This window comes from Ruegeria sp. AF8 (assembly GCF_056541825.1).
Genome location: NZ_JBQFYW010000008.1, coordinates 119698 through 143737, shown reverse-complemented (window position 1 = coordinate 143737; position 24040 = coordinate 119698). Strand labels below are relative to the sequence as shown.

The 24040-nt window shown below is 60.0% G+C and carries 23 protein-coding genes; 11 read left to right on the top strand and 12 right to left on the bottom strand.

The window, feature by feature from the left end:
• The first annotated feature begins 36 nt into the window (after positions 1–36).
• Positions 37–1359, top strand: a complete 1323-nt coding sequence (locus ACR0AO_RS14810; protein ID WP_480604875.1) for a phenylacetate--CoA ligase family protein — start codon at positions 37–39, stop codon at positions 1357–1359.
• Between the two features lie 80 nt (positions 1360–1439).
• On the opposite strand, the gene ACR0AO_RS14805 is transcribed toward ACR0AO_RS14810, so the two are convergent.
• Together ACR0AO_RS14805 and ACR0AO_RS14800 are read right to left on the bottom strand one after the other, a co-directional pair.
• Positions 1440–2264, bottom strand: coding sequence for a 2-oxoacid:ferredoxin oxidoreductase subunit beta (locus tag ACR0AO_RS14805; protein ID WP_480604874.1), 825 nt, complete (start codon positions 2262–2264; stop codon positions 1440–1442).
• Entirely contained in the window at positions 2261–4003 is a 1743-nt protein-coding gene (locus ACR0AO_RS14800) for a 2-oxoacid:acceptor oxidoreductase subunit alpha (RefSeq protein WP_480604872.1), read from the bottom strand. Before ACR0AO_RS14800 ends, ACR0AO_RS14805 begins: the two co-directional genes overlap by 4 nt.
• A 135-nt stretch (positions 4004–4138) precedes the next feature.
• Here ACR0AO_RS14800 and had point away from each other — a divergent pair, with 135 nt between their 5' ends.
• From had to ACR0AO_RS14760, 8 genes are read left to right on the top strand one after another with little or no spacing between them, the layout of a single operon-like run.
• A complete protein-coding gene (gene had, locus ACR0AO_RS14795) occupies positions 4139–5203 on the top strand; it encodes a 6-hydroxycyclohex-1-ene-1-carbonyl-CoA dehydrogenase (protein WP_480604871.1) in 1065 nt (354 codons plus the stop codon).
• Between the two features lie 12 nt (positions 5204–5215).
• Positions 5216–6337 carry a 6-oxocyclohex-1-ene-1-carbonyl-CoA hydratase gene (gene oah, locus ACR0AO_RS14790; protein WP_480604869.1) on the top strand — a complete coding sequence of 374 codons (1122 nt, stop codon included), beginning with the start codon at positions 5216–5218 and terminating at the stop codon, positions 6335–6337.
• Positions 6334–7101 carry a cyclohexa-1,5-dienecarbonyl-CoA hydratase gene (locus ACR0AO_RS14785; RefSeq protein WP_480604867.1) on the top strand — a complete coding sequence of 256 codons (768 nt, stop codon included), beginning with the start codon at positions 6334–6336 and terminating at the stop codon, positions 7099–7101. Before oah ends, ACR0AO_RS14785 begins: the two co-directional genes overlap by 4 nt.
• Positions 7098–8273 carry a benzoyl-CoA reductase subunit C gene (gene bcrC, locus ACR0AO_RS14780; protein ID WP_480604865.1) on the top strand — a complete coding sequence of 392 codons (1176 nt, stop codon included), beginning with the start codon at positions 7098–7100 and terminating at the stop codon, positions 8271–8273. Before ACR0AO_RS14785 ends, bcrC begins: the two co-directional genes overlap by 4 nt.
• Positions 8270–9577, top strand: coding sequence for a benzoyl-CoA reductase subunit B (gene bcrB, locus ACR0AO_RS14775; protein ID WP_480604863.1), 1308 nt, complete (start codon positions 8270–8272; stop codon positions 9575–9577). The genes bcrC and bcrB overlap by 4 nt, the downstream gene beginning before the upstream one ends.
• On the top strand, positions 9574–10899 hold the full coding sequence (bcrA, locus tag ACR0AO_RS14770) for a benzoyl-CoA reductase subunit A (protein ID WP_480604861.1): 1326 nt from the start codon (positions 9574–9576) through the stop codon (positions 10897–10899). The genes bcrB and bcrA overlap by 4 nt, the downstream gene beginning before the upstream one ends.
• The gene (gene bcrD, locus ACR0AO_RS14765) at positions 10896–11741 is read left to right on the top strand and encodes a benzoyl-CoA reductase subunit D (protein WP_480604859.1); all 846 of its coding nucleotides are present in this window, start codon (positions 10896–10898) and stop codon (positions 11739–11741) included. The genes bcrA and bcrD overlap by 4 nt, the downstream gene beginning before the upstream one ends.
• Before the next feature lie 24 nt (positions 11742–11765).
• On the top strand, positions 11766–12008 hold the full coding sequence (locus ACR0AO_RS14760) for a YfhL family 4Fe-4S dicluster ferredoxin (RefSeq protein ID WP_480604857.1): 243 nt from the start codon (positions 11766–11768) through the stop codon (positions 12006–12008).
• 153 nt (positions 12009–12161) lie between these two features.
• On the opposite strand, the gene ACR0AO_RS14755 is transcribed toward ACR0AO_RS14760, so the two are convergent.
• From ACR0AO_RS14755 to ACR0AO_RS14725, 7 genes are all read right to left on the bottom strand, one after another.
• Positions 12162–13148 (bottom strand): GNAT family N-acetyltransferase, encoded by a 987-nt coding sequence (locus ACR0AO_RS14755; RefSeq protein ID WP_480604854.1) that lies wholly within the window; start codon positions 13146–13148, stop codon positions 12162–12164.
• A 12-nt stretch (positions 13149–13160) separates the two neighbouring features.
• Positions 13161–13667: a hemerythrin domain-containing protein gene (locus tag ACR0AO_RS14750; RefSeq protein WP_480604852.1), complete on the bottom strand. Its 507-nt coding sequence runs from the start codon at positions 13665–13667 to the stop codon at positions 13161–13163.
• A 107-nt stretch (positions 13668–13774) separates the two neighbouring features.
• On the bottom strand, positions 13775–15052 hold the full coding sequence (locus ACR0AO_RS14745) for a hypothetical protein (protein ID WP_480604850.1): 1278 nt from the start codon (positions 15050–15052) through the stop codon (positions 13775–13777).
• Entirely contained in the window at positions 15049–15306 is a 258-nt protein-coding gene (locus ACR0AO_RS14740; RefSeq protein WP_480604848.1) for a DUF2249 domain-containing protein, read from the bottom strand. Before ACR0AO_RS14740 ends, ACR0AO_RS14745 begins: the two co-directional genes overlap by 4 nt.
• On the bottom strand, positions 15303–16271 hold the full coding sequence (gene hcrB / locus ACR0AO_RS14735) for a 4-hydroxybenzoyl-CoA reductase subunit beta (protein WP_480604846.1): 969 nt from the start codon (positions 16269–16271) through the stop codon (positions 15303–15305). The genes ACR0AO_RS14740 and hcrB overlap by 4 nt, the downstream gene beginning before the upstream one ends.
• Positions 16268–18583, bottom strand: a complete 2316-nt coding sequence (hcrA, locus tag ACR0AO_RS14730; RefSeq protein WP_480604844.1) for a 4-hydroxybenzoyl-CoA reductase subunit alpha — start codon at positions 18581–18583, stop codon at positions 16268–16270. The genes hcrB and hcrA overlap by 4 nt, the downstream gene beginning before the upstream one ends.
• Positions 18580–19050 carry a (2Fe-2S)-binding protein gene (locus tag ACR0AO_RS14725; protein WP_480604841.1) on the bottom strand — a complete coding sequence of 157 codons (471 nt, stop codon included), beginning with the start codon at positions 19048–19050 and terminating at the stop codon, positions 18580–18582. Before ACR0AO_RS14725 ends, hcrA begins: the two co-directional genes overlap by 4 nt.
• A gap of 231 nt (positions 19051–19281) precedes the next feature.
• On the opposite strand from ACR0AO_RS14725, the gene ACR0AO_RS14720 reads away from it, so the two are divergent.
• Both ACR0AO_RS14720 and ACR0AO_RS14715 read left to right on the top strand, forming a co-directional pair.
• Positions 19282–19776, top strand: coding sequence for a GNAT family N-acetyltransferase (locus tag ACR0AO_RS14720; protein ID WP_480604839.1), 495 nt, complete (start codon positions 19282–19284; stop codon positions 19774–19776).
• A 40-nt stretch (positions 19777–19816) separates the two neighbouring features.
• A complete protein-coding gene (locus tag ACR0AO_RS14715) occupies positions 19817–20260 on the top strand; it encodes an Rrf2 family transcriptional regulator (protein WP_480604837.1) in 444 nt (147 codons plus the stop codon).
• Positions 20261–20337: 77 nt separating this feature from the next.
• Here ACR0AO_RS14715 and ACR0AO_RS14710 read toward each other — a convergent pair whose 3' ends face one another.
• From ACR0AO_RS14710 to ACR0AO_RS14700, 3 genes are read right to left on the bottom strand one after another with little or no spacing between them, the layout of a single operon-like run.
• Positions 20338–21222 (bottom strand): thiamine pyrophosphate-dependent enzyme, encoded by an 885-nt coding sequence (locus ACR0AO_RS14710; protein ID WP_480604835.1) that lies wholly within the window; start codon positions 21220–21222, stop codon positions 20338–20340.
• Positions 21223–21226: 4 nt separating this feature from the next.
• Entirely contained in the window at positions 21227–22393 is a 1167-nt protein-coding gene (gene porA, locus ACR0AO_RS14705; RefSeq protein WP_480604833.1) for a pyruvate ferredoxin oxidoreductase, read from the bottom strand.
• The gene (locus ACR0AO_RS14700; RefSeq protein ID WP_480604831.1) at positions 22390–24039 is read right to left on the bottom strand and encodes an NAD(P)-binding protein; all 1650 of its coding nucleotides are present in this window, start codon (positions 24037–24039) and stop codon (positions 22390–22392) included. The genes porA and ACR0AO_RS14700 overlap by 4 nt, the downstream gene beginning before the upstream one ends.
• Position 24040 lies beyond the last annotated feature (1 nt).

Sequence of the window (24040 nt, the reverse complement as noted above, 5' to 3'; positions counted from 1 at the left end):
GGTTGGACGGGAAGAAGTTCAGGGAGGAATGTCGGCATGCTGGTATCGAACCAAATTGATCCCGGTTTCATGTATGATCGAGAGGCGGAGACGATGTCGCGCAGCGAGATCGCGGAGGTGCAGCTGGTTCGCCTGCGTAGATCACTGGAGCGCGCCTATTCAGACGTGCCGCATTACCGCGCCGCGTTCGATGAGGCGGGTGTCACGCCCGCCGAACTGAAAACCCTCGGGGATATCCGGCACTTTCCCTTTACTGTGAAAACCGATCTGCGCGACAACTACCCGTTCCGGCTGTTTTCTATGCCTCTGGAAAAGATGGCGCGTATTCACGCCTCCTCGGGCACCACCGGCAAGCCGACGGTTGTGGGCTATTCCCTGAACGATCTGGATATCTGGGCCGGGCTGATGGCGCGCTCGATGGGCGCTGCGGGAATCCGCCCCGGAGATCTGGTGCACAATGCCTATGGCTATGGTCTGTTCACCGGCGGGTTGGGCGCGCATTATGGGGCGGAACGGCTTGGCTGTGTGGTGGTGCCGATATCCGGTGGCGGCACAGAACGGCAGGTGACGCTGCTGAGGGATTTTGCGCCCGGCATCCTGTGTTCGACCCCGTCCTATGCGCTCAACATCGCCGAAGTGGCCAATCAGATGGGCGTGGACATCGCCAGCCTGCCGGTCCGGCGTGGACTGTTTGGCGCAGAACCGTGGTCCAACCAGATGCGGGCCGAGCTGGACCAGCGACTGGGAATAAAGTCGGTCGACGTCTACGGTCTGTCCGAGATCATGGGTCCCGGTGTTGCCTGCGAATGCGATACAGAACGCGATGGCCTTCATGGGTGGGAGGACCATTTCCTGTTCGAGATCGTCGATCCCGAGACGATGGAGCCCCTGCCAATGGGAGAGACCGGAGAATTGGTGATCACCACGCTGACCAAGGAAGCGATGCCGATGATCCGCTATCGCACTCGGGACATCACCCGCCTCAGCGACGAGCCCTGTAGTTGCGGGCGCACGCATGTGCGCATCCTGCGCGTGGACGGACGCAATGACGACATGATGATCATTCGTGGTGTAAACGTCTATCCGTCTCAGGTCGAAGCGGTGTTGTTGGGGCTGACCGGCCTGGCGCCGCACTACCAGATCAAACTTTTCAAGGATGGACCGCTGGATGCCATGAGCCTGGATGTCGAGGTGCCGCCGGATGCGGGGCAGGACCAACAGACGCTGGCCGCGAAGGCTGCTGAAGTGCGCCACCACATCAAATCGACCATCGGCGTAAGCTGTGCTGTTTCGATCAAGAAACCGGGAGAAATTCCTCGCTCAGAAGGCAAGGCAGTGCGAGTGCTGGATCTGCGCTGACCCGAACAGGCAAATGCCACCCATCAAGTCACAGGGCCGCCCAAAGGGCGGCCCCACGTTTTTCGAAAGTCGCATGAGGTTCAGATCGTAAATGCCTGTTCCAAGGGCGAAAGGTCACCCGCTTCATCCGAAACCGAGGCGAAATAAGGCTTGCGGCGACCCCGATAGAGGATGCCGGTGTTCATGCCGTCATCGGTCATGATGCGCCGTGCCGCCCGCGCCGGATCGTCGGTTTCGGGAACACTCGCAAGGTGAACCTGGTTCTTCCACTCCCGTTCGTCCGGACGAAAGGTCACGCAGGGGCTGAGGATTTCGACAAAAGAGAACCCCGGATGATTGATCGCTTCGACGATGGTTTGGGTGCAGGCCTTGATGTCGCCGGAAAACTCGCGGGCAACGAAATTGGCGCCCGAGGCCAGTGCGATCACCAGCGGGTGAAACGGCGACAGGCCGGTGCCGCCAGGCGACAGGGCGCTGTCCCAATCCGGTTCGGTGGTCGGTGAGGGCTGTCCCTTGGTCATTCCGTAGACCCGGTTGTCCATCACGATATAGGTCATGTCCACGTTGCGACGGCAGGCGTGAAGGAAATGGTTGCCGCCGATGGAAAATCCGTCGCCGTCACCGCTCATCGCCAGAACGGTCAGGTCGGGACGCGCAACCTTAAGGCCGGCGGCCACCGCCAGCGACCGGCCATGAACCCCGTGAAATCCGTAACAATTCGTATAGGCCGGGATTCGCGACGAGCATCCGATGCCGGACACCACTGCGATTTGCTCGGGCGGCTGGCCGAGTTTGGCCAACGCCTTGGTGATGGACATCAGGACGTGGAAGTCCCCGCATCCGGGGCACCAGATCGGTGTGATGTCGGATTTGAAGTCGCTGGCTTTGAAATCGGGCGCGTTCATTGTTCTGTCCATTCCCGGATCTGAGTGGCAATTTCATCGGGGCCGATGACGTCTGGCCCCTCTCGGTTGAGCATCCTGACCTCGAAGGGCAGGTCGATATGGGCGCGTACATGGCGATAGAACTGGCCGGAAAAGCTCTGTTCGACAAACAGAACCCGCTTGGCTCCGGCAAGCGCGGCTTCCAGCGACCTGACGGGAAACGGCAGGATCTGGCGCAGCGAAACCAGACGCGCGGAAATTCCACTTTTGGCCAATTCATCAAGGGCTTCACGCACAGCTCCGGTCAATGACCCCCAGGTCAGAATGACAGTATCGCAGCCGTCTTCACCCTCGGTCACGCCCCAGTGGTCGCCATAGTCGAAGCCTTCGATCTTGCAGCGGCGTTTTACCATCTGCTCTCTCTGGTCGCGCTTGGTGCTCGAGGGCGTGCCGCGTTCGGTATGCGTCAGGCCGTCGGCCGTGTACTGGCCGCCAGGTTGGCCGGGCAGGGACATCGGCGACACACCGTCCGCGGTCAGGGCGTACCGCTTGTAGGCTTCTCCGGTTTCCTCGAAGGTCTTGCGCCGGGTCAGGAAACTAACTTCTGCCGGTTTGTCGATCAGTACACGGGACTGACCGATGGATTGATCGGACAGCAGGATGACCGGTGATTGCAGGGTTTCGGCGATATGCACCGCCCATTGCGCGGTAAACAGGCAATCCGCTACTCCAAGCGGTGCCACAACCACATGGTCCGCGTCGCCGTGGAACCCGTATACCGCGATGTTGAGATCGGATTGTTCGGACTTGGTCGCGATGCCGGTTGAAGGGCCAACCCGCATCACGTCAACGACAACGATTGGGGTCTCAGACGCCGCGGCCAGGCCGAGGCTTTCCATCATGAGCGACAGGCCCGGCCCGGATGTGGCGGTGATCGAAGGGCGGCCGCCAAACGAGGCGCCGATGATCATGTTGATCGAGGAAAGCTCGTCTTCGGCCTGCACCAATGCGCCTCCGACCGAGGCCAGCGCGGGCGCGAGGTATTCTAGAACTTCGGTCGCCGGAGTGATCGGATAGGCAGCGGCAAACCGGATGCCGCCGCGAAGGGCGCCAAGACCGACCGCCTCGTTACCGGTGATCAGCCAGCGTTCGTCCGTCTTCGCCGTCGGTGTAGCTAGGGAGGTTTTGTACTCAAATCCTGCGGCAGCTTCCCTTCCGGCCTGGATGCAGGCACGCCCGATTTCTATCGCGGCCTCTCCCTTGCTGCTCAGCTTTGCGGCGACGACGCTCATGACCTCTTCCGGGGGAAGGTCGACCAGGTGGGCGACAAGCCCTATTGCGATCATGTTCTCGCGTCCACCGGAAATGGACTTGGCCATTTCGCCAATCGGGCATTGGATGATGGTGCATTCCGCATCCCGCACCGCTTTTGGCGGGTCGCCTGCGGCAGGGTCGCAGATCACCAGCCCGCCGGTGGCAACCGGCATGGCGCTGATAAACCGATCCGCGTTTTTCCAGTCGATGGCGACAAGGATGTCGAAGTTTTTGGACATGCAGGCTGCTGGCGTGGTTGATAGGCGTACCAGTGCGGCCGCCTCACCGCCGCGAATCTGAGGCCCGACCGAACGGTTGAGCAACCCGTACCAGCCGGTTTTGCCTGCCGCTTCCAGCAGGATCGACCCTGCGGTTATCGCGCCTGCTCCGCCGCTGCCGACAATTGCAAAGGAAATGTTTTTTGCGTGATTGATGGGGCTGGTCATATTCACTTCCGCCATTGTTCCCGGATTGTCGATTTTCTTTGTTGACCTAAAATAGGTAATAGAGTACCAATTTACGGTAATAGAGAATGCAAGTGCTGTCAACACGACGTTTGGGCACAAATCAGGAGGGCGGAAATGCCGACACGATGGATGATGGTTTCGCCGGACAAGCCGTTGGAGAAGGTGGAGTTCGCGCTTGAAAAGCCCGGCCCTGACGAAGTGGTTGTCCAAGTGTCGGGCTGCGGCGTGTGCCACACAGACCTGGGGTACTACTACGACGGTGTCCGTACCAATCACGCGCTTCCGCTTGCGCTTGGTCATGAAATCAGCGGTGTCGTTACCGAGGCAGGCGAGGGGGCCAGGGAGTGGATCGGCGAACCAGTGATCGTTCCCGCGGTTATGCCCTGCGGTGAATGCGATCTTTGCCGGCGCGGCAAGGGCACCATTTGCCGAAAGCAGAAGATGCCGGGCAACGATATCCAGGGCGGCTTTGCCAGCCACATCACCGTTCCCGCGCGCGGACTGTGCCCGGTCGACACAGACAGGCTTGCAGCCGTTGGTCTTACATTGGCGGATGTGTCCGTGGTCGCGGATGCGCTCACCACGCCGTATCAGGCGGCTGTGCAGGCCGGGATCGGCGACGGAGATCTTGTGATCGTCAACGGCGTTGGCGGTGTTGGCGGCTATGCCGTTCAGGTCGCTGCGGCAATGGGTGCAACCGTCGTCGCCATCGACGTGGTTCCGGAAAAACTGGAAGCCGTAAAGGGCTGTGGAGCGTCGCTTGCGTTGAATGCGCGGGAGTATGATGCGCGGGCTCTGAAAAAAGCAATCGCGGGTTTCGCCAAGGAAAATGCACTGCGCGGCACCGAATGGATCATCATGGAATGTTCCGGCACCGCCGTCGGTCAGCAGACTGCGTTTAGCCTGCTCAATCACGGGGCCACCATGTGCGTGGTGGGGTTCACCATGGACAAGCTTGAGGTGCGGCTGTCGAACCTCATGGCCTTTCACGCCCGCCTGCTGGGCAACTGGGGATGTCCGCCGGAACTATACCCCGGCGCGCTGGAACTGGTGATGAGCGGCAAGGTCAAGCTCATGCCCTTTGTCGAGCAAAAATCGCTCGAAGACATCAATGAGATTTTCCGGACCGTCCATGACGGAAAGGTGACCCGGCGCCAGATCCTCGTGCCCGGGCTGTAAAGGAGACACACAATGAATTACGCCAAGTTTGATTTCGTTTCGCACGATCTGGTGTCTGAAGCTACGCGCGAGGGTATCACCGATCAGGTGATTTTTGAAAAACGGCCTGCCAGGTTGCCGGACGGTTCGATTGCCGAGGGACTCTACAACGCCTGGATCATTCTGAACAACCCGGCACAGTACAACTCCTACACAACGGATATGGTCAAGGCGGTGATCCTCGCCTTCCGGGCGGCTTCGAACATGCGCGACGTGAATGCGGTGGTGTTCACTGCGATGGGGGACAAGGCGTTTTGCACCGGCGGCAACACCAAGGAATACGCGGAATACTATGCCGGACGGCCGCATGAATACCGCCAGTACATGCGGCTGTTCAACGACATGGTCTCGGCGATCCTTGGATGCGACAAGCCGGTAGTATGCCGTGTCAACGGTATGCGGATCGGTGGCGGGCAAGAAATCGGCATGGCCTGCGATTTCTCTATTGCCCAGGACATGGCCCGGTTCGGTCAGGCCGGCCCAAAACACGGCTCCGCGGCAATCGGCGGCTCCACCGATTTCCTGCCGCTGATGATCGGTTGCGAGCAGGCGATGAACTCAGGCGTTCTGTGCGAGAGCTTCACCGCGCAGAAGGCGATGCGGCTGGGCATCCTGACCGACATCGTTCCGGGCCTGAAGGTCGACGGAAAATACATTGCCAACCCGCTGGTCGAGACCCGCATGGTCACCGATGAATGGGGCCGCATCCAGCACGGCGAGATGAAGACCGGAGAGGCGCTGGCCGAGGGCAAGGCTCTGTTGAAAAGGGGCGAAATGGACCTGACCGCGCTGGACGAAAAGATCGAGGAACTGTGCGGCAAGCTGCTGCTGACCTTCCCCGATTGCACCACCAAGTCAGTCGAGGAACTGCGCAAGCCCAAACTCAACGCCTGGAACGCAAACAAGGAAAACTCGCGGGCCTGGCTGGCGGGCAACATGATGACCGAGGCCAACATGGGCTTCCGGGCCTTCAACGAGGGCGACCGCGAGGTCGGGCGCGAGATTGATTTCGCGCTGCTGCGCAAAGAACTGGCAGAGGGCGCGAAGTGGACCCCCGACTATGTCGACAGCATGATGCCGGGGGTTCGCAAGTGAGCGAGGCTGCTGCACATACCCTTGCCCTTGACGGCACCCTGCTGCGGCTGCGGCTGAACCGGCCCAAGGCGAATATCGTGGATGCCGAGATGATTGCGGCTCTGGACGGAGCGCTAGCGGCACACCAGGACAATCTTGATCTGGTCGCGGTGTTGATCGAAGCCGAAGGCCCTCATTTCAGCTTTGGAGCCTCTGTCGAGGAGCACCTGCCGGATGTTTGTGAGCAGATGTTGAAGTCGTTGCACGCGCTGGTGCGGCGGATGCTGGACTATCCGGTGCCGGTTCTGGTCGCGGTGCGCGGACAGTGTCTTGGCGGCGGGCTGGAAGTGGCATTGGCCGGGCACAGGATTTTTGCCGCGCCGGACGCCAATCTCGGCCAGCCGGAAATGATGCTGGGGGTGTTCGCCCCGGCCGCCTCCTGCCTGTTGCCCGGTCGGATCGGTCAGTCACGGGCCGAAGATCTTCTGTGTTCGGGCCGCTCGGTCAGCGGCGAAAAGGCGGGCGAGATTGGGCTGGTCGATGACGTTGACCCGGAACCCGAGGTCGCCGCCATCGCCTATGTCGAAACGCACCTCAAACCCAAAAGCGCCTCCAGCCTGCGGTTGGCGGTCCGGGCCGCAAGAGCCGGGTACTGCCGCGAAGTTATCGCCCGCCTGGACGAGGTCGAGGCGCTGTATCTTGGTGAACTCATGTCAACGCGGGACGCGGTGGAGGGGCTTGAAGCATTCCTCGCGAAACGCCCAGCAAAGTGGGAAAACAGATGACTGACAGACCTGTATCCAAAATTGTCGCGCACTGTCAGGCCCTCTATGAGGATCTGAATTTTACGGCGGCGCGCAAATGGAAAGAGGCGGAGCCGGGCCGCAAGGTCATCGGCTACATGCCCGTCTACGTCCCGCGAGAGCTTATCCATGCCGCCGGTATGCTGCCGCTGGGCATCATGGGCGGTGGCGACAACCTCGAAGTCATCCACGGCGACGCCTATTACCAAAGCTACATCTGCCGTATCCCCCGCTCGACCATCGAACTGGGCGTATCGGGCCGGATGGATTTCGTGGACGGTATGCTGTTTCCGTCCATCTGCGATGTAATCCGGAACCTGTCCGGCATGTGGAAGATGCTGTTCCCGGATGTCTATTCCAAGTATTTCGACGTGCCGCAAACTTACCAGGACGAGGTCGGGGGGGTATTCTACACCAACGAGATGCGCGAATTCCTGCACGATCTCGAGGGTATCGCAGGCCACGAAATCACGGATGACGACATTCGCGCCTCAATCGAGGTCTATAACGAGAACCGCCGCGCCGTGAATGACCTCTATGCCTTACGTGCGGCGCAGCCGTGGAAGGCCCCGGCGTCCGAAGCTTACCTGGTGATCCGCGCGGGACTGGTCCTGCCGGTCGAGGAACACACCCGTGTTGTGCGGGAGTATATCGCGGCAGCTTCGAGCGAAGAACGCCCGCTCAAGGACAACAGCCGCGTGATCTTGACCGGCATGTTCTGCGAACAGCCACCGCTGAACCTGATCAAGTCGCTGGAGATGTCCGGTTGCTACATCGTGGATGACGATTTCGTCCTGGTCAGCCGCTGGCTGCTTGGTGACGTTCCCACCGAAGGCGATCCGGTTCACAACCTCAGTCAGGCGTTCTTGCACCGTTCCATGTCGACGGCGGCGAAATATGAGCCGAACCAGGAAGAGAAGGGCCAGTTCCTGGTGCGCGCGGTGCGCGATACCGGGGCCGAGGGCGTGATCTTTGCCTCGACCAGTTTCTGCGATCCCGCACTGCTGGACCGCCCGATTCTTCAGAACGTGCTGAAGGATGCGAACGTCCCCTACATCGCGTTCAAATACGCCGAAAATTCCGGCCAGATGCAGCCCATTCGCGAGCAGGCCGGGACGTTTGTGGATTCAATCAAATTGTGGAGTGCAGCATGAGACAGCCAGTCGTCAAGGCGCAGCCTCAGGATGTCCTCAAGGACGCTTCGATGCTCAAGCAGAAGGAGATGATGGCCAACCACTACGATAGGCTGACCAACGCTCCGAAAAACGGTGACAAAGTCGCCTCGACCTTTGTACCGGGCAACCTCAACGAACTGATCATGTGTTTCGATCTGGTCAACAACCTGCCAGAGGTAAACGCGATCCAGAGCGGCCTGCGCAAGCAAAGCGGCGCCTATATCATGGAGGCTGAACGGGCAGGGCACTCCGAGGACGTATGCACCTATGTAAAGTCCGACATCGGCATGATGATGAAGGGCAACATCGGACCCAACGGCAAGCAGTTGCCGAACCCGGACGTGCTGCTGCTGTCCTATACCGGGTGCTTTACCTTTCTGAAATGGTTCGAGCTTCTGCGCGAGCAGTACAAGTGCCCGACCATCTTCCTGCAGACGCCGTATATGGCGGATGGAAAGGTCACGCCGAACATGATCCAGTACATGGTCAAGCAGTTCAAGGAGGACGTGATTCCGACGCTCGAAGAGGTGTCCGGTGTTAAGTTCGACATCGACCGGTTGCGTGAATATCTGAAGAAATCGGCGCAGGCCGAAGACGATCTGGTCTATATCCTGCAAAGTGCCAAGAACAAACCCTCCCCGATCGATGCCTATTTCGGCGGCATCTACTATATCGGCCCGATCTTTGGCGCCTTCCGGGGCACGGATGACGCCATCGACTACTACCGCTTCCTGCGAGAAGAGGTGGATGAACGGCTGCTCAAGGGTCTAGGGCCGGTCACGCCGGACGGGCCGATGGGCGAAGAGAAGTATCGTCTCGTCGTCGAAGGGCCGCCAAACTACACCTCTTTCCGCCAGTTCTGGAAGATGTTCTACGAAGAAGGCGCCACGGTCGTCGCTTCGAGCTATACCAAGGTGGGCGGAACCTATGATTACGGTTTCCGGCATGACCCGGACAGGCCGCTGGAATCACTCGCGGAATACTGCCTTGGCGTCTACACCAACCGCAGCCTGCCGATGCGTATCGACATGTTGGCCGACTACATCAACGAATACGAAGCCGATGGCCTTTTGATCAACTCGATCAAAAGCTGCAACAGCTTCTCGGCGGGGCAGCTTCTGATCATGCGTGAGGTTGAGAAGCGCACCGGCAAGCCGGCGGCCTTCATCGAAACCGACCTGGTCGATCCGCGATATTTCTCGGCGGCCAACGTCAAGAACCGCCTGGAAAGCTATTTCCAGATGGTTGAACAGAAACGTAGCGGAAAAGGAGTGGCGGCATGAAGACCTTTGTTGGAATTGACCTGGGTTCCACCACCACCAAGGCCGTGTTGCTGGACGAAGAAGAGCAGGTTCTGGGACGCGGCATCACCAATTCCAGATCGAACTATGCGACTGCCTGTTCGGTGGCTACCGAAGAGGCCAAGATTGATGCGCGGTTCACCCTGTTCCGACGGGAATTCGGCGGTGCTGGTACGCTTGATGCACAGGTCGAGGAATTTCTTGCCGCGTTGGAGCGATCCTTCCGGCTGGAGCAGTTCCTGGAGCAGCTTAGCGATCTTGAAGAAACCTGCACCCGTCTGGTGCGCGGCGAACGGTTTGAAAAGATCGGCGCCGAGGTGAAGTCGGCCCTGGCCGAAGTGTTTCGCCGCCTGCGCGAAGAAGCACCGGCCATGTACGCGCCGGACGCCGAGCGCAAGTCGGATTTCTTCCGTGATATCGCGGGCTCGCGATATCTGGCCGTGGCCGAAGAGGTCGGGCGTGCCGCCGGTATCTCTTATGACATACTGTTGAACATCTACGACAAGTCTATCATCGCCGTTGAAAACCGGCCGCCTTCGGGAAGCTTGAATGAAAAATTCAAGAACGCCCTCGACCGGGTTGCCATGGAAGAGTCCGGCCTTCTGGACGAATTCGGCAAAAAAGCCGAAAACGCGCTGGGGATCGACTTGGAGGAAAGTTATCTGGTTGGAACCGGCTACGGCCGTGTGACCTTGCCGTTTTCCAAGGAACATATCCGCTCCGAGATTCTCTGCCACGGGCTCGGGGCGCACATGATGTACCCCGAAACCCGCACGGTGCTGGACATCGGCGGGCAGGACACCAAGGGCATTCAGGTCGATGCGAACGGGATCGTCGAGAATTTCCAGATGAACGATCGCTGCGCTGCGGGGTGTGGACGTTATCTTGGCTACATAGCCGACGAGATGAACATGGGTCTGCACGAGTTGGGTCCGCTGGCGATGAAATCCGGAAAACCCGCGCGCATCAACTCGACATGCACCGTGTTCGCTGGTGCCGAGTTGCGGGACCGTCTGGCGTTGGGCGAAAAGCGCGAGGACATTCTGGCCGGCCTGCATCGCGCCATCATCCTGCGGGCGGTCTCGATCCTGTCGCGTTCGGGCGGTGTATGCGATCAGATGACCTTTACCGGCGGTGTGGCGAAGAACGAAGCCGCGGTGCGGGAACTGAGAAAGCTTATCAAAGAGAATTACGGCGACGTGACCATCAACATCAATCCGGACTCGATTTACACCGGTGCCCTAGGCGCCGCCGAATTCGCCCGGCGCGCTGCCGGGGGCCGCATGGAGGGGTTAGAAACATGACACTGACTGCTGGAATCGACGTAGGCACTGGCGCGGTCAAGGTAGCCGTCTTCAGGGCGGAACACGGTAAGGAGGAATGGCTGTCACGCTGTACGCTCCGGATCCGTCAAAGAGACCCGATGCAGCTTTCGCGTGAAGCTTTCGAGAACGCGCTGGAAGACGCGGGCGTTCGGGAGGATGAGCTTGATTATGTGGCAACAACCGGCGAGGGGGAGGCCATTCCCTATCACACCGGCCACTTCTATTCGATGACGTCGCATGCGCGCGGCGCGCGATACCTCAACCCGAAATCGATTGCGATCCTCGATTGCGGCGCCTTGCACGGGCGCGCGATGATCACCGATGCAGCCGGCAAGGTCACCAATTACAAGATGACCAGCCAGTGCGCCTCGGGGTCGGGGCAGTTTCTGGAAAACATCGCGCGGTATCTTGGTATCGCGCAGGACGAGATCGGGAACCTGTCAATGCAGGCCGACGACCCTGAAGAAGTCTCGTCGATCTGCGCGGTTCTGGCGGAAACGGACGTGATCAACATGGTGTCGCGCGGCATCACCGCGCCCAACATTCTCAAGGGCATTCACCTGTCGATGGCCAGCCGCCTGGCGCGTCTGCTTAAATCCATCGGTGTCAGGAACGACCTGATCATGATGACCGGCGGCCTGGCGCAGGACGAGGGCCTTTGCCAGGCCATGCGCGAGCAGCTGGCCAAGATGAAAGGCGTCGATGCCGAAGTCGTGAACCACCCGGATTCGATCTATGCCGGGGCCATCGGCGCCGCGCTTTGGGGCGCGTTCCGATACGAGAAACTCGCGGCCGGCGGCCAGATACTCAAAGCATCCTGAGAACCTGATAGGAGGACCAGATCCATGGCACTTATGATCGTTGACCCCTGTACCGCCTGCGACGCCTGCGAGCCGGTGTGCCCCAACGAGGCCATCACCGCGGGTGAGCCTTACTATGTCATCGACCCGATGAAATGCACCGAGTGCGTCGGGGAAGAAGATGAGCCTCAGTGCAAGCTGGTTTGCCCGGAAGCGTGCATCGTGCCGAACCCGGATTGGGAAGAAACCGAAGAGGAGCTGCAGGCAAAATACGACGCCTTGCACTAAGGCGGAAGCTGGGGAGGCAATTTCGAGGACCGGGAACAGGGTTCCCGGTCATTTTCATTCTACATTCATTGGGCGTTGCACCCGCTTGATCGCCTGTCCCCAACGCGGAATCTGGCCTGCGGAGACACGCGTCCGACAATCAACTAACGCAAATCAGAGTGCTTTGGTGAGAGAAATCCGTTGGGCGGGAGAAAAACCGACCGAACTGAAAAAGCTGATCAACGCGGTGTCGTCCCAATCGACCTCGGTGCGCACGGTTTCCGCCTGCAACACCTTGAGATTGGCCACCAGCTTTGCCATCAGGAACCGACCAATGCCTTGGGTTCGGAACCCGGGTTCGACGCCGATCGAATCCAAGACCGCTTCGGTGCTGGCCCGGCCAAATTCGCCGAAATCCACCCTCGCCATGATGAATCCCACCGGAAACCCGTCCTGCTCGGCCACCAGCGACACCCTGACTCCACTTCGGTTGAGGTTTTCATCCTGTTTGCGGGCGAAATAGTCGGTCCGCTCTGTGCCTGAACTTTCCGCGTCAATCGCGATGATCCTGGGAAGGTCGGCGGCCTTCATCGAGCGCACCGGAAAGAGATCGCGCGACAAAGCGTTTCCGGCATCGCCGTCGGGTGAGCTGTAATCGAGTTCAATTGCATCCTCGGCCGGATCGTTCCGAAGCTCGTGCGGCATCTCATGGGTGGTGCGGGCCAGCACAATGCGCGGTGCCATCCCGAAGCCGGAATGAGCAAAGAAGCTGAGCAGCGGCCAGCGGACCCACTCGACCTGGCTGTTCAATTCGGTCACACCCTTGTTGCGCAGAACCCTTTCGACCTCTTCCAACAGCATATGCCCAATGCCCTGAAGCCCGTGATCCGGCGCCACGCCGATTGCATCCAGCGAGGCGCTGGCCCCGGCCTTGCCGAATTCACCCTTGGCGAGTTTGGCGAACGCGAAACCTGCCAGAACATCGTTGTCGAAAACGCCTACAAAGACATAGTCGCGGGGATTGTCGGTCGCCGCCCGTAGCCTTTTTTCGAAGTAGCTCCGGCGCGGGGTTGCCGAGGCGGCCATGTCGATGGCGATCACCGCCTCCAGGTCGTTGGGGGACAGGGGCTTTGTGTAGGGCTGAACCAATGTTTCCGTCATATCTCAGGCTCGCTATTCCAAGTGGTTGCCGGCATACGCGGCGGACAATTCCATGTCGGTTTCCGGGTCAAGCAGGTCTTCCAGTGCCGGAACCAACGCCATTTCTTCTTTTTGGATATGGGCATACATTCGTTCGATAAGCTCGGCGGACACGTTGCGGAATTTGGTCCATGACTCGTCGCTGAACCCTTTTTCCAACGCATCGCGCGCCATTTCGGCAACCGAATTTCCCAATGGTGAAAGCGCGCGGTGCTCGTCGCGCAGGTGTTCTCCGATCCCGACGTCGCCCATTTCTTCGAGTCGGGTAAAAAGTTCGTTTTCTTCGAACGCAAAGTGCTGATTTACTTCTTCTTCAAGTGCGCCACTGGCCTGTTCCAAGGTCTTTCGGACCTTCGGGTCATTGGTGTCAGGCGCCTTTTTTCGAGTTTTTGCAAGAAGTTGGTCTAAAGCTTCAATCACGGCTATTGTTGCCTGATGGTCTTCATGCAAAAGCTGGGCGGTGCGGCGGGCGAAGGACATGGTTCAGTGCCTGTGATGTGGAAATCATAAAGTAATAAAACAGTACCACTATACCGAAATAAACTCAATTACGTTTTTTGAGGATGGTTTGGAGATGACGAAAGCTGTCAGCTCTCGGGTTTCGGTTGACCGAGCTGCAGGACGACATTCAATGCAAACACTCCGAACGAAATGGCTCCGGCGGTTCCAAGCGCCGCCCCTATTTGCACCAGATGTACCTTTTCCAGCAGAATACCGGTGATACAGGCCGCGAGGGCAGCGAAATGGCACGCTGCATGAATCCTGAGCGGTCGTTCCGCCGTCAGGTCCGACAACAGAGGTGGAAAACCTGATTTGTCCGCCGCGTGCATCGAGGCGAGAAAGGGCATGATGCGCTGCAGCACACCAGTCAGAAAGGTCAGCAGCCAACCTGCAAGAATGACGAATCCTGTCAGGGCCGGTGCGTTTGGGATACCGAGGCCTGCGTATAGCGAACAGGCCAGCAGCAGGCTCAGCATCAGAAAAGCCCAGGAGGCCCGGATCAGCACAAAAGGAAGCCCCAGCCGCTTGCGCATGCTGGTTCTGAGCGCTGTGTGCATCAACCACAGGTAACAGCCGGTCGCAGCGAGCGCGAAGGCCAGAGACGTCCACAGCAACAGTGGGATGCCGATCCAAACGCCAATCGAAAACAGCAAAAGGGACATAAGCGCCAGAACCAGCTGAGCCCAGCCGGGCCGCTGCGGCAGGCTTCGGGACAGAACGAACATCGGTATCAGTATCAGACTGAAACCCAGCACCAGCACCCCCATGAACCCGAAGCTGGCGATCGCCATATGAATAACGGCCAGATTGCCATGATCGTCAAGAAACCCGGTACTGAAATCCCAAACCAGAAGGATGCCGAGAAGGGCGGCTATGGCCATCGAAGCCTGCGCCAGCCAGCCATGTGCGGAAACGACCGGTATGCCGGCTGCGCGCCGCAGGTTGTCGGCTGTTGTCAGAGCAAAAACCGCAAGGCCCAGACATACCAGGACGGCTCCGGCCATCATGCTGTTGGGTTCGGCCCGCGCCATGCCGAAGGTCAGAAGGCCTATCCCGGGGAAAATCAACCAGAAGCTCAGACGTGGGGGCCAGTCGCGCGTCAGCGGCCTGCGCGTGACCACAGGCAAAAGCTGGTAGCTGGCCCCAATTGCGGTCATGGCAAGAACGCCCAATGTCGCTAGATGTATCGCCGCCAGCGTCGGACCCGGGCCGCCTCGAAACCCGGCTACGTCGCCGGCTGCCAGACCCAGCACAGCCCAGGCCAGTACTTGAAACAGTGCCGCCGAAAGGAAGAAGCGGAACGGAATTGAAGCCGGCAACAGACGGTCCCGTGCCCCGCCGAGAAAGCTGCCGGGCATGCTCATCGCTTTGCCCTCAGGATCAACCTCACCTCGGACGGATTGCGGATCTTGTACTCCCATTGCCAGCCGCGGTCTTCCAACTCGGGGAAAAGAAAGATCGGATCACGGTCCAGATATATGGTGATTGGCCCTGTCTGGTCCGGTTTCTCGATATGCCAGAGGATTGCGACCATCGGCTCGGGCGGGTCCAGGCCGCGAGTGTCGACATGAAGCCCGTCCACCGCCCGCCAATACAACCCGGGCACGTCGGCGGTCATAGCAGCCTCTGCGCCAGCCGAACCGTCAGGGCGGCAACCGACAGCCGCCTGTAATGCGGTGCGATCGTTGTCGTGCGCTGAGGGGATACCGCTTTTTGAACCGCTTTTTCCAAAGCGGCGAAGAATTCGTCCGAAGAACCGCCTTCCGGCAGGTCGCCCGGAACGTCCACTAATACCGGCTTGGAGTTGGTTCCCGTGATCGCGACCTTGAAGCGGTGTGTTCCGTCGGGTGTTCTGTTGCAGGCTACGGCCACGCCGGCCAGCGGAAAGTCGATGGATCCCCGCACGCGGATCTTTTCGTAGTCCGATGAGGGTCCGGCCGGTGGAAGATGCGCGGCGACGAGGATTTCGCCGGGTTCCAGGTTGATATGCGCAGCACCGTCCTCATTGTAGAATTCGCTCAGCGGCAGACGCCTGGTGCCCTCGGGGCCCGCGATTTCAACCTCCGCTTCATGCACCATCAGCGCCGGCGCAAGATCACCGCTGAAAGCGGCCCTGCACCGGTTGCCCTGTGGTGCCACATGGCAGGTGTCGCCCCGGTATTTCAGACAGAATCCATTGGACTTGCGCCACCAATGGCTCTGATTGAAATATACGCAGCGAGTGTCGAGGCAAAGGTTGCCGCCCAATGTCGCAACCTGCCGGTGGCCTGGTGCCGCAACGCTCTGCGCCGACTTGGCAATGGCGGGATAGCCGCCGGAGATTATTTGGTTCCGTGCGATTTCGGCAAGCGTGACCCCGGCACCGATACGTAAGCCAGTCCCGGTTTCTTCGATCCCCGTCAGGGCGGTGATTCCGGACAAGCTGATCAACGTGCCGGTTTCGGCCAGCCCCTTGCGAAGCTGTACGATCATGTCGGTTCCCCCGGCGCAAAGACGTGCATCGGGGTCCGACCTCAAAGCGGCGACGGCTTCGCTCACCGTGGCGGGTTCCACGAGCCGGAAATTCGGCAGGACTTCGGTCATGTCGTGGCCTCCCTGCGGCGATTGGCGCGTCGGTGCTTGATCAGTGCCTCAAGCAGGCGGTCGGGTGTAACGGGCAGAAAATTCACGTCCAGATCAATGGCATCCGCCACGGCGTTCACCAGGGCGGGTGGAAAACCCGACAACGCGCCTTCGCCGGCCTCCTTGGCCCCGAATGGGCCAAGCGGGTCGATGCTTTCGACAATCTGCACGTCGATCGGTGGCGATTCCGCCATGGTCGGGAATCGGTAATCCGTGAGGTTGGAATGCGCGGGCAAACCGCTGATATAGTGAGTTTCCTCGCACAGGCCCTGACCCATTCCCATCCAGACCGAACCTTCGATCTGACCCTCGACTGCCAGCGGGTTGATCGCATAGCCGCAATCGAGTGCCGCCCAGACCTGTTCCACGGTGATCTGGCCCGTGGCCGGATCGACGCTGACCTCGACGACTTGCGCGGCATAGGAAAAGCCCATTGTCGATCCCACCGCCCCGCCGCGGTGATTGCCGCCCTGCGCCTCGACCGGGGTCGAAAACGTGCCTTTCACCGTGATGGTGCCTTCCTTGGCGAGCGCCGCGATGGCGACATCGTGGAAGGAAATCTCGGACTGCGAGCTTCCCCGGACAAAAAAGGTCTCGCCTTCGCAGTCAACCTCGTCCGGGGCCGCGTCCAACAGGTCGGATGCCGCGTCGACCAGTTTCGTGCGCAGGGCTTTGGCAGCCTCGATGGCGGCGTTGCCGACCATGAATGTCACCCGGCTGGAATAGGAACCATTGTCCTTAGGCGTGATGACGCTGTCGTTGGTTACGACGCGAATGCGGCCCAGATCGATGCCTATCACCTCGGCCGCCGCCAGCGCGACGATCGTTGTCGAGCCCTGACCGATATCCGATGCTCCGGTCAAAATTGTCACGCCACCGTCGAAATCGAGTTTCATTGACACCACGGCGTGCGGCTCACCAGTCCAGTGAACAGGTTTTGCCGCGCCCGAGACATAGTGCGAGCAGGCCATACCGAGGCCACGTCCCGCGCCCAGCTTGCCCTTGCGCGTGGCCCAGCCGCTGGCCTTCTCGACCTTGTTCAGGCAGTCGCCCAGCCCGTAAGAGTTCACCATCAGCCCATTGCTGGTGAACATCGGTGCCTGCAAAAGGTTGGCGCGGCGCACCGCAAAGGGATCGAGCCTCAGTTCGCGGGCCATTCGGTCGAGCATGGTTTCAAAGGAATGGCGCACATCGACAGTGCCATGACCACGCATCGCACCGCAGGGCGGCTGGTTGGTATAGACGCGGTAACCGTCATACTTGACGTTGCCGATGTCGTAGATCCCATGCAGAAGAGCCCCGGCATACAGGATCGTGACGATGCCATAACCGGCATAAGCACCGCCATTCATCACGACTTCGCATTCTGCCGAGGTGATCTTTCCCGCATCGGTCATGCCGATTTTCAATCTGACCTGCGTGTTGGGCCGGCCCCGATGGGTAAGAAAGCTTTCTTCCCGGTTGAGCTGCATCATCACTTTGCCGCCGGTCTTGCGGGCCAACAGCGCCGCAACGATCTCGAAGTTCAGCGTCTCGGTGCGCGCCCCGAAACCGCCGCCGACAAATGGTTTCACAACGCGGATGCGCGAGGTATCCAGATCCAGGCACCGCGCAAGCATCAAATGCACGTAGAATGGAACCTGCGTTACAGAGTGCAACGTGAGCCTGTGCCGCTCGGCGTCATATTCGGCCAGTGCCGCGTGAGGTTCCATCTGGGCGTGATTGACCTCGGCACAGTCAAAGGTCTCTTCGCGCACCAGATCGGCTTCTGCGAAACCTGCCGCGACGTCGCCGAAGCTGTGGTGAACCTCGCGTTCAAGATTGCCGGGCTTTCCCTCGTGCAGTTGCGGCGCGTCCGGCGCTCTGGCCTCGGCCGGGGTATAGCAGGGGATCAACTCTTCGATCTCGACCTCGATCAGTTCCAGCGCCCGCGCCGCGGTGGCCGCATCCGTGGCAGCCACAGCAGCGATCGGCTCACCGCAATAGCGTATGCGGTCGCGCGCCAACGGGTATTCGTTCATCGCGATAGGGATCACGCCATAGGTCTTGTCGCAGTCTTGACCGGTCAGGACCGCCCGAACCCCTTCCAGTGCTTCGGCGCGGGACGTGTCCACGCTCAGAATGCGCCCGTGGCTGACCGGGGCGCGCAGGATGCGGCCAACCAGCGCGTCGCGGCTGTCCAGATCGGCAGTATAGGTCGCCCGGCCTGTGACCTTTTCGATTCCGTCCACCAATGGAACGGGTTGTCCGACGACCCTGGCCTTAACGTTCATTGCCTTGCCTCCTCCGCCGCGAGCTGAACGGACTTGATGATCTTCACATAGCCGGTGCACCGGCAAAGATTGCCACTCAGCGCAGATTTGATGTCATCTTCATCCGGGTCGGGATTATCCCGCAGCAGCGCTTCTGCGGCCATGATCATGCCCGGTGTGCAAAAGCCGCATTGGACGCCAAGGTTCTCGTGAAAGGCCCGTTGAAGAGCGGACAGGCGGCCGTTTCTGGCTTGCCCTTCAATGGTTTCGATCTCGGCGCCTTCGCATCCGGCCGCCAATGTCAGGCATGACAGGCGGGGTTGGCCATCCATGAGTACCGTGCAGGCGCCGCATTCGCCGCCGTCACAACCTTTCTTGGCGCCGGTCAGGGCTTGCCTTTCGCGCAGGAAGTCGATCAGTAGAAGGTTGTCAGGTACCACTTCTTCCACGCTGCGACCGTTTATGTTCATGCAAACGACGCGCTTCATGCCGGGGACCTTTCCGTGTTTTCGATGAATAACGATAATTCGGTACCAATATACCAAAAAAGGATCTTTAGTATAGGGAATTTTTTGTCATAAGGTTTATAGAAGGGGGCGTGGGCAGGTGGCGCCGAACAACTCAGGTGCCGGAATGGTTGCAAATCCGGACCAGTCCGTTAAAAATCTGCATTCTGGTACTGTTACTAAACAAACCGCGTCAACGATCAAGGACTCGCCATGGCCGACATGCCGGAAAAACGGTTTCAGGAAAACGGTTTGCACATCCGCAAGGCGACGTCGGAAGACCTTGAACAAGTGACCGAACTCGACGCCCGGATCACTGGGCAGCCTAAACCCGACTATTGGCAGGATATCTTCGAACGTTATGCGTCGCGCCACGTTGACCAGAGATTTTTTCTGGTCGGCGAGGCCGAGGATCCGTCCGCCCATCCCGGCATTCTCGGTTCCATTGTGGGAGAGGTGCGCAGCTGGGAATTCGGTTCGGAACCCTGCGGGTGGATTTTTGCGGTGTCCGTCGATCCGGACTGCCGCCAACAGGGAATCGGAGAGGCGTTGTTTCGGGCATTGTGCAACGAATACAGGCGGATTGGCATCGGCACGGTGCGGACGATGGTGCGACGGCAGGACCCGCTGCACATGTCCTTCTTCCGCAGCGAAGGCATGATGGCTGGTCCCTATCTTCAGTTCGAGATGAGCCTTGCCGATGATTGACCAAGAGTCACTTTTTGCAGCAATTTAAAGAGGAGCCAACGTGCAGCAATCCAGTCGCCTTGCTATTTACGCATTGATCGAACTGGCGTCCAACCCGGACCGTCAGCTGTCGGCCGCCGAAATCGGGGGGAAATACCGCGTGTCGGCACATCACCTGGCCAAGGTGCTTATGACCCTTGGCCGCGCTGGTCTCGTGCGGGCGACCCGGGGTGTGGGCGGCGGCTACAGCTTTTCCGGAAACGCGAAGCGTTTGAACCTGCTGGATGTCATCAGTTTGTTTGAGGACACTGCCACAAAGTGCAAACTCGCCGATCCTTCACAGGCCACCAGTGAAGAATGGGCCTTGTTCGACATCTCGAAGGAAATCAATGAGATATCGATGGCGACCTACGGTTCCATTACGATCGCGACAATGCTGAAGCAGATCGAACGCCGCAAGAATGCCGAGGCCGCGAAACGTCAGGCTGAATCGGCTGAAAGCTGAGGTTTTCGCGCCTTACCGGATCGAGGGGGCGGGTTGCCTTCATATTTCATCAACATGCCACCAGCGCGCGGTGGGCGTCATGAAGCAGGGGGTCCCTTCGATCTTGCCGACAACCGGGACCAGATGTCGTCAACCTCGGCCTGAAGCTCTGCACGACCTTTTTCACTCAGGTTTCGATAACGTTTCTGTTCGGAAAGGTAGCGGTCGATGGGGCGCTTCTTGTGCGGTTCGGTCAGGGTATAGTCGACACCGCCTTCGATTTCCAGCAACGGGAACACTCCGGCTTCGACTGCCAGACGCGCCGTTTTGACCGCCGAGTCGTCGGCAACCCCCCACCCGGGCAGGCAGGGGATCAGGACGATGATGACCTTGGTGCCGCGGATCGACCGGGCCTTTTCGACCTTGGCGGCCATATCGTTCAGATGCGAGGGGCTTGCCGTGGCGATATAGGGAATGCGGTGCGCGGCCAGGATTTCGATGAGGTTCTTCTTGTGGGTGGTTTTGCCCAAAGGTGTACTGCCGGTGGCGGCGTTGCGCGGGGTCGAGGAACTTTTCTGCCCGCCGGTGTTCATGTAACCTTCGTTGTCAAAGCAGATGTAAAGAATGTCCTCGTTGCGTTCTGCTGCCGAAGACAGTGCCTGCAGCCCGATGTCATAGGTGCCGCCGTCCCCGGCCAGGCACAAAACCGTGGTGTCGTCCCGCCCCTGCGCCCTGAGCGCGCGCTTGATCCCGCTGGCCGAGGCGGCGGCGGATTCGAGAGTTCCGTGCAGAACGGGAATCTTTGCCGCGCTCATCGGATGGCCGCCTAGAATGACCGCCGAGCATGACGGAGCGACCACACCGACAGTGTCTTGACCCACGGCGTTCAGAATGACGCGCATCGACAGCGCCTCGGCGCAGCCTGCGCAGGCCACGTGCCCCGAACAGAATTGCCCATCGTCGCGGTAGTTGATTTTTTTCATCGGTTCACTCCACCCAGATCGGTTCCAGGGTCTGTTCCGCCTGACGGTACTCCGTCGCCAGTTCTTCGATACGTTCGACCGGCACGTTCACGCCGCCGACGCCCGCAAGCAAACCGTGTATTCGTGGCGGGGTCCTCAGGCCGAACAGCGCAGCCTTCAGCTCCTGATGCAAAATGCCGCCCGTACCCGGTGAATAGTTGCGGTCGAGTACAATTGCGCAGGGAACGCCGGCCAGCGCCTCGCGCAACGCCAGGGCGGGCAGGGGGCGGAACAGCCGGACCTTGAGAAGCCCCGCCGGCACACCGCGGTCGCGCAACCGGTCAATCGCCTGACGGACAGTTCCGCACATGCTGCCCATCGTGACAAAGACAACCTCAGCATCCTCGCAGCGATAGAGTTCCAGCGGTGCCGAGGGGCGTCCGGTCAGCTGCCCCCACTCGCTTCCTGTTTGATCGGTCACAGCTTCAACGCGTTTCATTGCGACATCCATCTCCCGTCGTGTCCGATTCCAGGACGACTGGTCGATGGGCGCCCCCAGAGATTTGCCCGAGCCGTCACCCAGCCGGTTCTCGCGCGCGATGCGCGGCAAAAACGCCGCGACCAGATTAGCGTCCGGAACGCTGACCGGTTCGACGGAATGGGACACGTAAAAGGCATCATGGTTGACAATGACCGGCAGCTCGACAGTTTCGGCGATCCGAAAAGCCTGAACCACTGTATCAAGCGACTCTTGCGGGCTTTCGCAGTAGAGCTGAACCCACCCGGTGTCCCGTTGCGACAGGCTGTCGATCTGATCCGGCCAGAACCCCCAGGGTGCCGCCGGGGTCCGGTTCACGTTGAACAGGACAATGGGGGTGCGTGATCCGGCAGCGTAGTGGAGCAATTCGTGCATCAGCAGCAGTCCCTGCGACGACGTCGCCGTAAAGACCCGCGCCCCGGTGGCCGAGGCGGCAATTGCGGCGGCCATTGCGGAATGTTCCGATTCCGGGGTCAGCAACTCCGCGCCGAACACGCCCTTGCTTTGAAAGTCGATGAGTTTTTCCAGGATCGGCGTCTGCGGCGTGATCGGATAGACCGGCGCCACGTCGGGTCCGGCCAGCCGAACGCCCCAGGCAACGGCATGGTTCCCGTTCAGCAGTTGCAGGTTTTCGGTGAAGCTGGGCGCATTCATAGCGAGGTTTCCTCCTGCATGTGAATGGATCCGGTGGGGCACTCGGCCACGCAAAGGCCGCAGCCCTTGCAATAGTCGGAATTCACCTCATAGCCGTTTTCCAGCTTCGTGATCGCCATGTCCGGGCAATAGAAATAGCAGTTGTCGCATTGGATACACATGCCGCAATTGAAGCAACGCGCCGCCTCGGATCTGGCGGCGTCGCGGCCGAGAGGTTGTTGGACTTCGCTGAAGCTGGCGAGCCGCGAGTCGACATCCGCCATGGGCTGATCAATGCGGCCGTGCCTGTCCTGATAGGCAGTGTTGATCCGGTTGAACCCGACCTCTGTCATAGTACCGGCAACTTGCCGGGGGTGGCCAGGGGCAAGTGCAGCGGCGATTGCCAGCGCCGTTTCCTTTCCCATGCCAATGGCCTGGGTGACGAACCGGTTCATGCTGGCGACGTCGCCGCCGGCATAGAGGCCGGGGATGTTGGTTTGCCAGTTGCCATCTGTGCCGATCACAGGCCCATTGGCGTCAAGCACCCCGTCCCAACGCGCAAGATCGGCATCCTGTCCGATGGCCGGGATGATCGTGTCGGCCACAATCTCGAATCCAGGGCCGTCCAACTGTTCAGGGCTGACCTCGCCCGGAGATTTGCCGGGTGAAAAATTCACGCGGACGCATTTCAGCAGGACACCGTCAGGACCCGGCTCGACGGCCTGCATCATCGTGGCGCAAATGAACTCGACACCTTCCTCTAAGGCTTCCCTGATCTCGGTTGCCTGCGCCGGTAGCCGGCCTTCGGCCTCCAGCGCCACAACCGTGACTGCGCGGCCCAGGCGACGGGCGGTGCGAGCGACATCCATCGCTGCACTTCCGCCGCCGATCACGACCACCCGCGCGCCCGTTTGTCCGGACTGATCCGCAAGCGGGGCGGCAAGAAACCGGGCACTGTCGACGACCCAGGGTTTCGAATAGTCCAACGCAGGAAGATGTTTTGACAGGCTGGCGCCAGTTGCGAGAAACACTGCGTCATGAGTGTTTCGCAGGGTTTCGAGCGTGGTCGCATCAACTGGAGGAACGCCCAGATGCAAGTCGATCCCCATTGCGACGACACGGGCGATTTCGTCATCCAGAACCGACCTGTCGAGCCGATAGGACGGAATGCCGAAACGCATCAGCCCGCCCAGCTCTTCTTTTGTTTCGTGCAGCGACACCCGAAACCCGAGGCGACGCAGCTGGTAAGCGGCAGACAGACCCGCAGGGCCTCCGCCGACAATAGCGACGGTTGACTCCAACTCTGCCTGCGGTGCGGGAAATTGCCAGCCTTCGGTCAGCGCCGTATCGCCGACGAACCTTTCCAGGCTGCAGATGCCGACGGCCTCGTCCATATATTGGCGATTGCAGGCGGTTTCGCATGGGTGGTGACAGATCCGCCCCGCAATCGCGGGAAAAGGGTTGTTGTCGGCAAGCGTGACCCAGGCACCGTAAAGATCGCCGTCGTCGACTTGCTTGATCCATTCGGCTATCCGGCCATTCACCGGGCAGGCGCCAAGGCAGGGCGAGGGTTGGTTCTGATAATTCGGCAACGCGCTGCGCCACGTACCGGTCATCCGGTATTCGCTGGTCAGGTGGGTCCAGAGCGGGGAAAGCAGTTCGTTCATC

What these genes read in the sequence shown, in the direction of transcription:
- ACR0AO_RS14700 (WP_480604831.1), bottom strand. Translation starts at nt 24,039, where the DNA reads ATGAACGAACTGCTTTCCCCGCTCTGGACCCACCTGACCAGCGAATAC.
- bcrA (WP_480604861.1), top strand. Translation starts at nt 9,574, where the DNA reads ATGAAGACCTTTGTTGGAATTGACCTGGGTTCCACCACCACCAAGGCC.
- bcrB (WP_480604863.1), top strand. Translation starts at nt 8,270, where the DNA reads ATGAGACAGCCAGTCGTCAAGGCGCAGCCTCAGGATGTCCTCAAGGAC.
- ACR0AO_RS14810 (WP_480604875.1), top strand. Translation starts at nt 37, where the DNA reads ATGCTGGTATCGAACCAAATTGATCCCGGTTTCATGTATGATCGAGAG.
- ACR0AO_RS14725 (WP_480604841.1), bottom strand. Translation starts at nt 19,050, where the DNA reads ATGAAGCGCGTCGTTTGCATGAACATAAACGGTCGCAGCGTGGAAGAA.
- ACR0AO_RS14805 (WP_480604874.1), bottom strand. Translation starts at nt 2,264, where the DNA reads ATGAACGCGCCCGATTTCAAAGCCAGCGACTTCAAATCCGACATCACA.
- hcrB (WP_480604846.1), bottom strand. Translation starts at nt 16,271, where the DNA reads ATGACCGAAGTCCTGCCGAATTTCCGGCTCGTGGAACCCGCCACGGTG.
- ACR0AO_RS14760 (WP_480604857.1), top strand. Translation starts at nt 11,766, where the DNA reads ATGGCACTTATGATCGTTGACCCCTGTACCGCCTGCGACGCCTGCGAG.
- had (WP_480604871.1), top strand. Translation starts at nt 4,139, where the DNA reads ATGCCGACACGATGGATGATGGTTTCGCCGGACAAGCCGTTGGAGAAG.
- ACR0AO_RS14750 (WP_480604852.1), bottom strand. Translation starts at nt 13,667, where the DNA reads ATGTCCTTCGCCCGCCGCACCGCCCAGCTTTTGCATGAAGACCATCAG.
- ACR0AO_RS14755 (WP_480604854.1), bottom strand. Translation starts at nt 13,148, where the DNA reads ATGACGGAAACATTGGTTCAGCCCTACACAAAGCCCCTGTCCCCCAAC.
- bcrC (WP_480604865.1), top strand. Translation starts at nt 7,098, where the DNA reads ATGACTGACAGACCTGTATCCAAAATTGTCGCGCACTGTCAGGCCCTC.
- oah (WP_480604869.1), top strand. Translation starts at nt 5,216, where the DNA reads ATGAATTACGCCAAGTTTGATTTCGTTTCGCACGATCTGGTGTCTGAA.
- ACR0AO_RS14800 (WP_480604872.1), bottom strand. Translation starts at nt 4,003, where the DNA reads ATGACCAGCCCCATCAATCACGCAAAAAACATTTCCTTTGCAATTGTC.
- ACR0AO_RS14745 (WP_480604850.1), bottom strand. Translation starts at nt 15,052, where the DNA reads ATGAGCATGCCCGGCAGCTTTCTCGGCGGGGCACGGGACCGTCTGTTG.
- porA (WP_480604833.1), bottom strand. Translation starts at nt 22,393, where the DNA reads ATGAATGCGCCCAGCTTCACCGAAAACCTGCAACTGCTGAACGGGAAC.
- bcrD (WP_480604859.1), top strand. Translation starts at nt 10,896, where the DNA reads ATGACACTGACTGCTGGAATCGACGTAGGCACTGGCGCGGTCAAGGTA.
- hcrA (WP_480604844.1), bottom strand. Translation starts at nt 18,583, where the DNA reads ATGAACGTTAAGGCCAGGGTCGTCGGACAACCCGTTCCATTGGTGGAC.
- ACR0AO_RS14740 (WP_480604848.1), bottom strand. Translation starts at nt 15,306, where the DNA reads ATGACCGCCGACGTGCCCGGGTTGTATTGGCGGGCGGTGGACGGGCTT.
- ACR0AO_RS14710 (WP_480604835.1), bottom strand. Translation starts at nt 21,222, where the DNA reads ATGAAAAAAATCAACTACCGCGACGATGGGCAATTCTGTTCGGGGCAC.
- ACR0AO_RS14720 (WP_480604839.1), top strand. Translation starts at nt 19,282, where the DNA reads ATGGCCGACATGCCGGAAAAACGGTTTCAGGAAAACGGTTTGCACATC.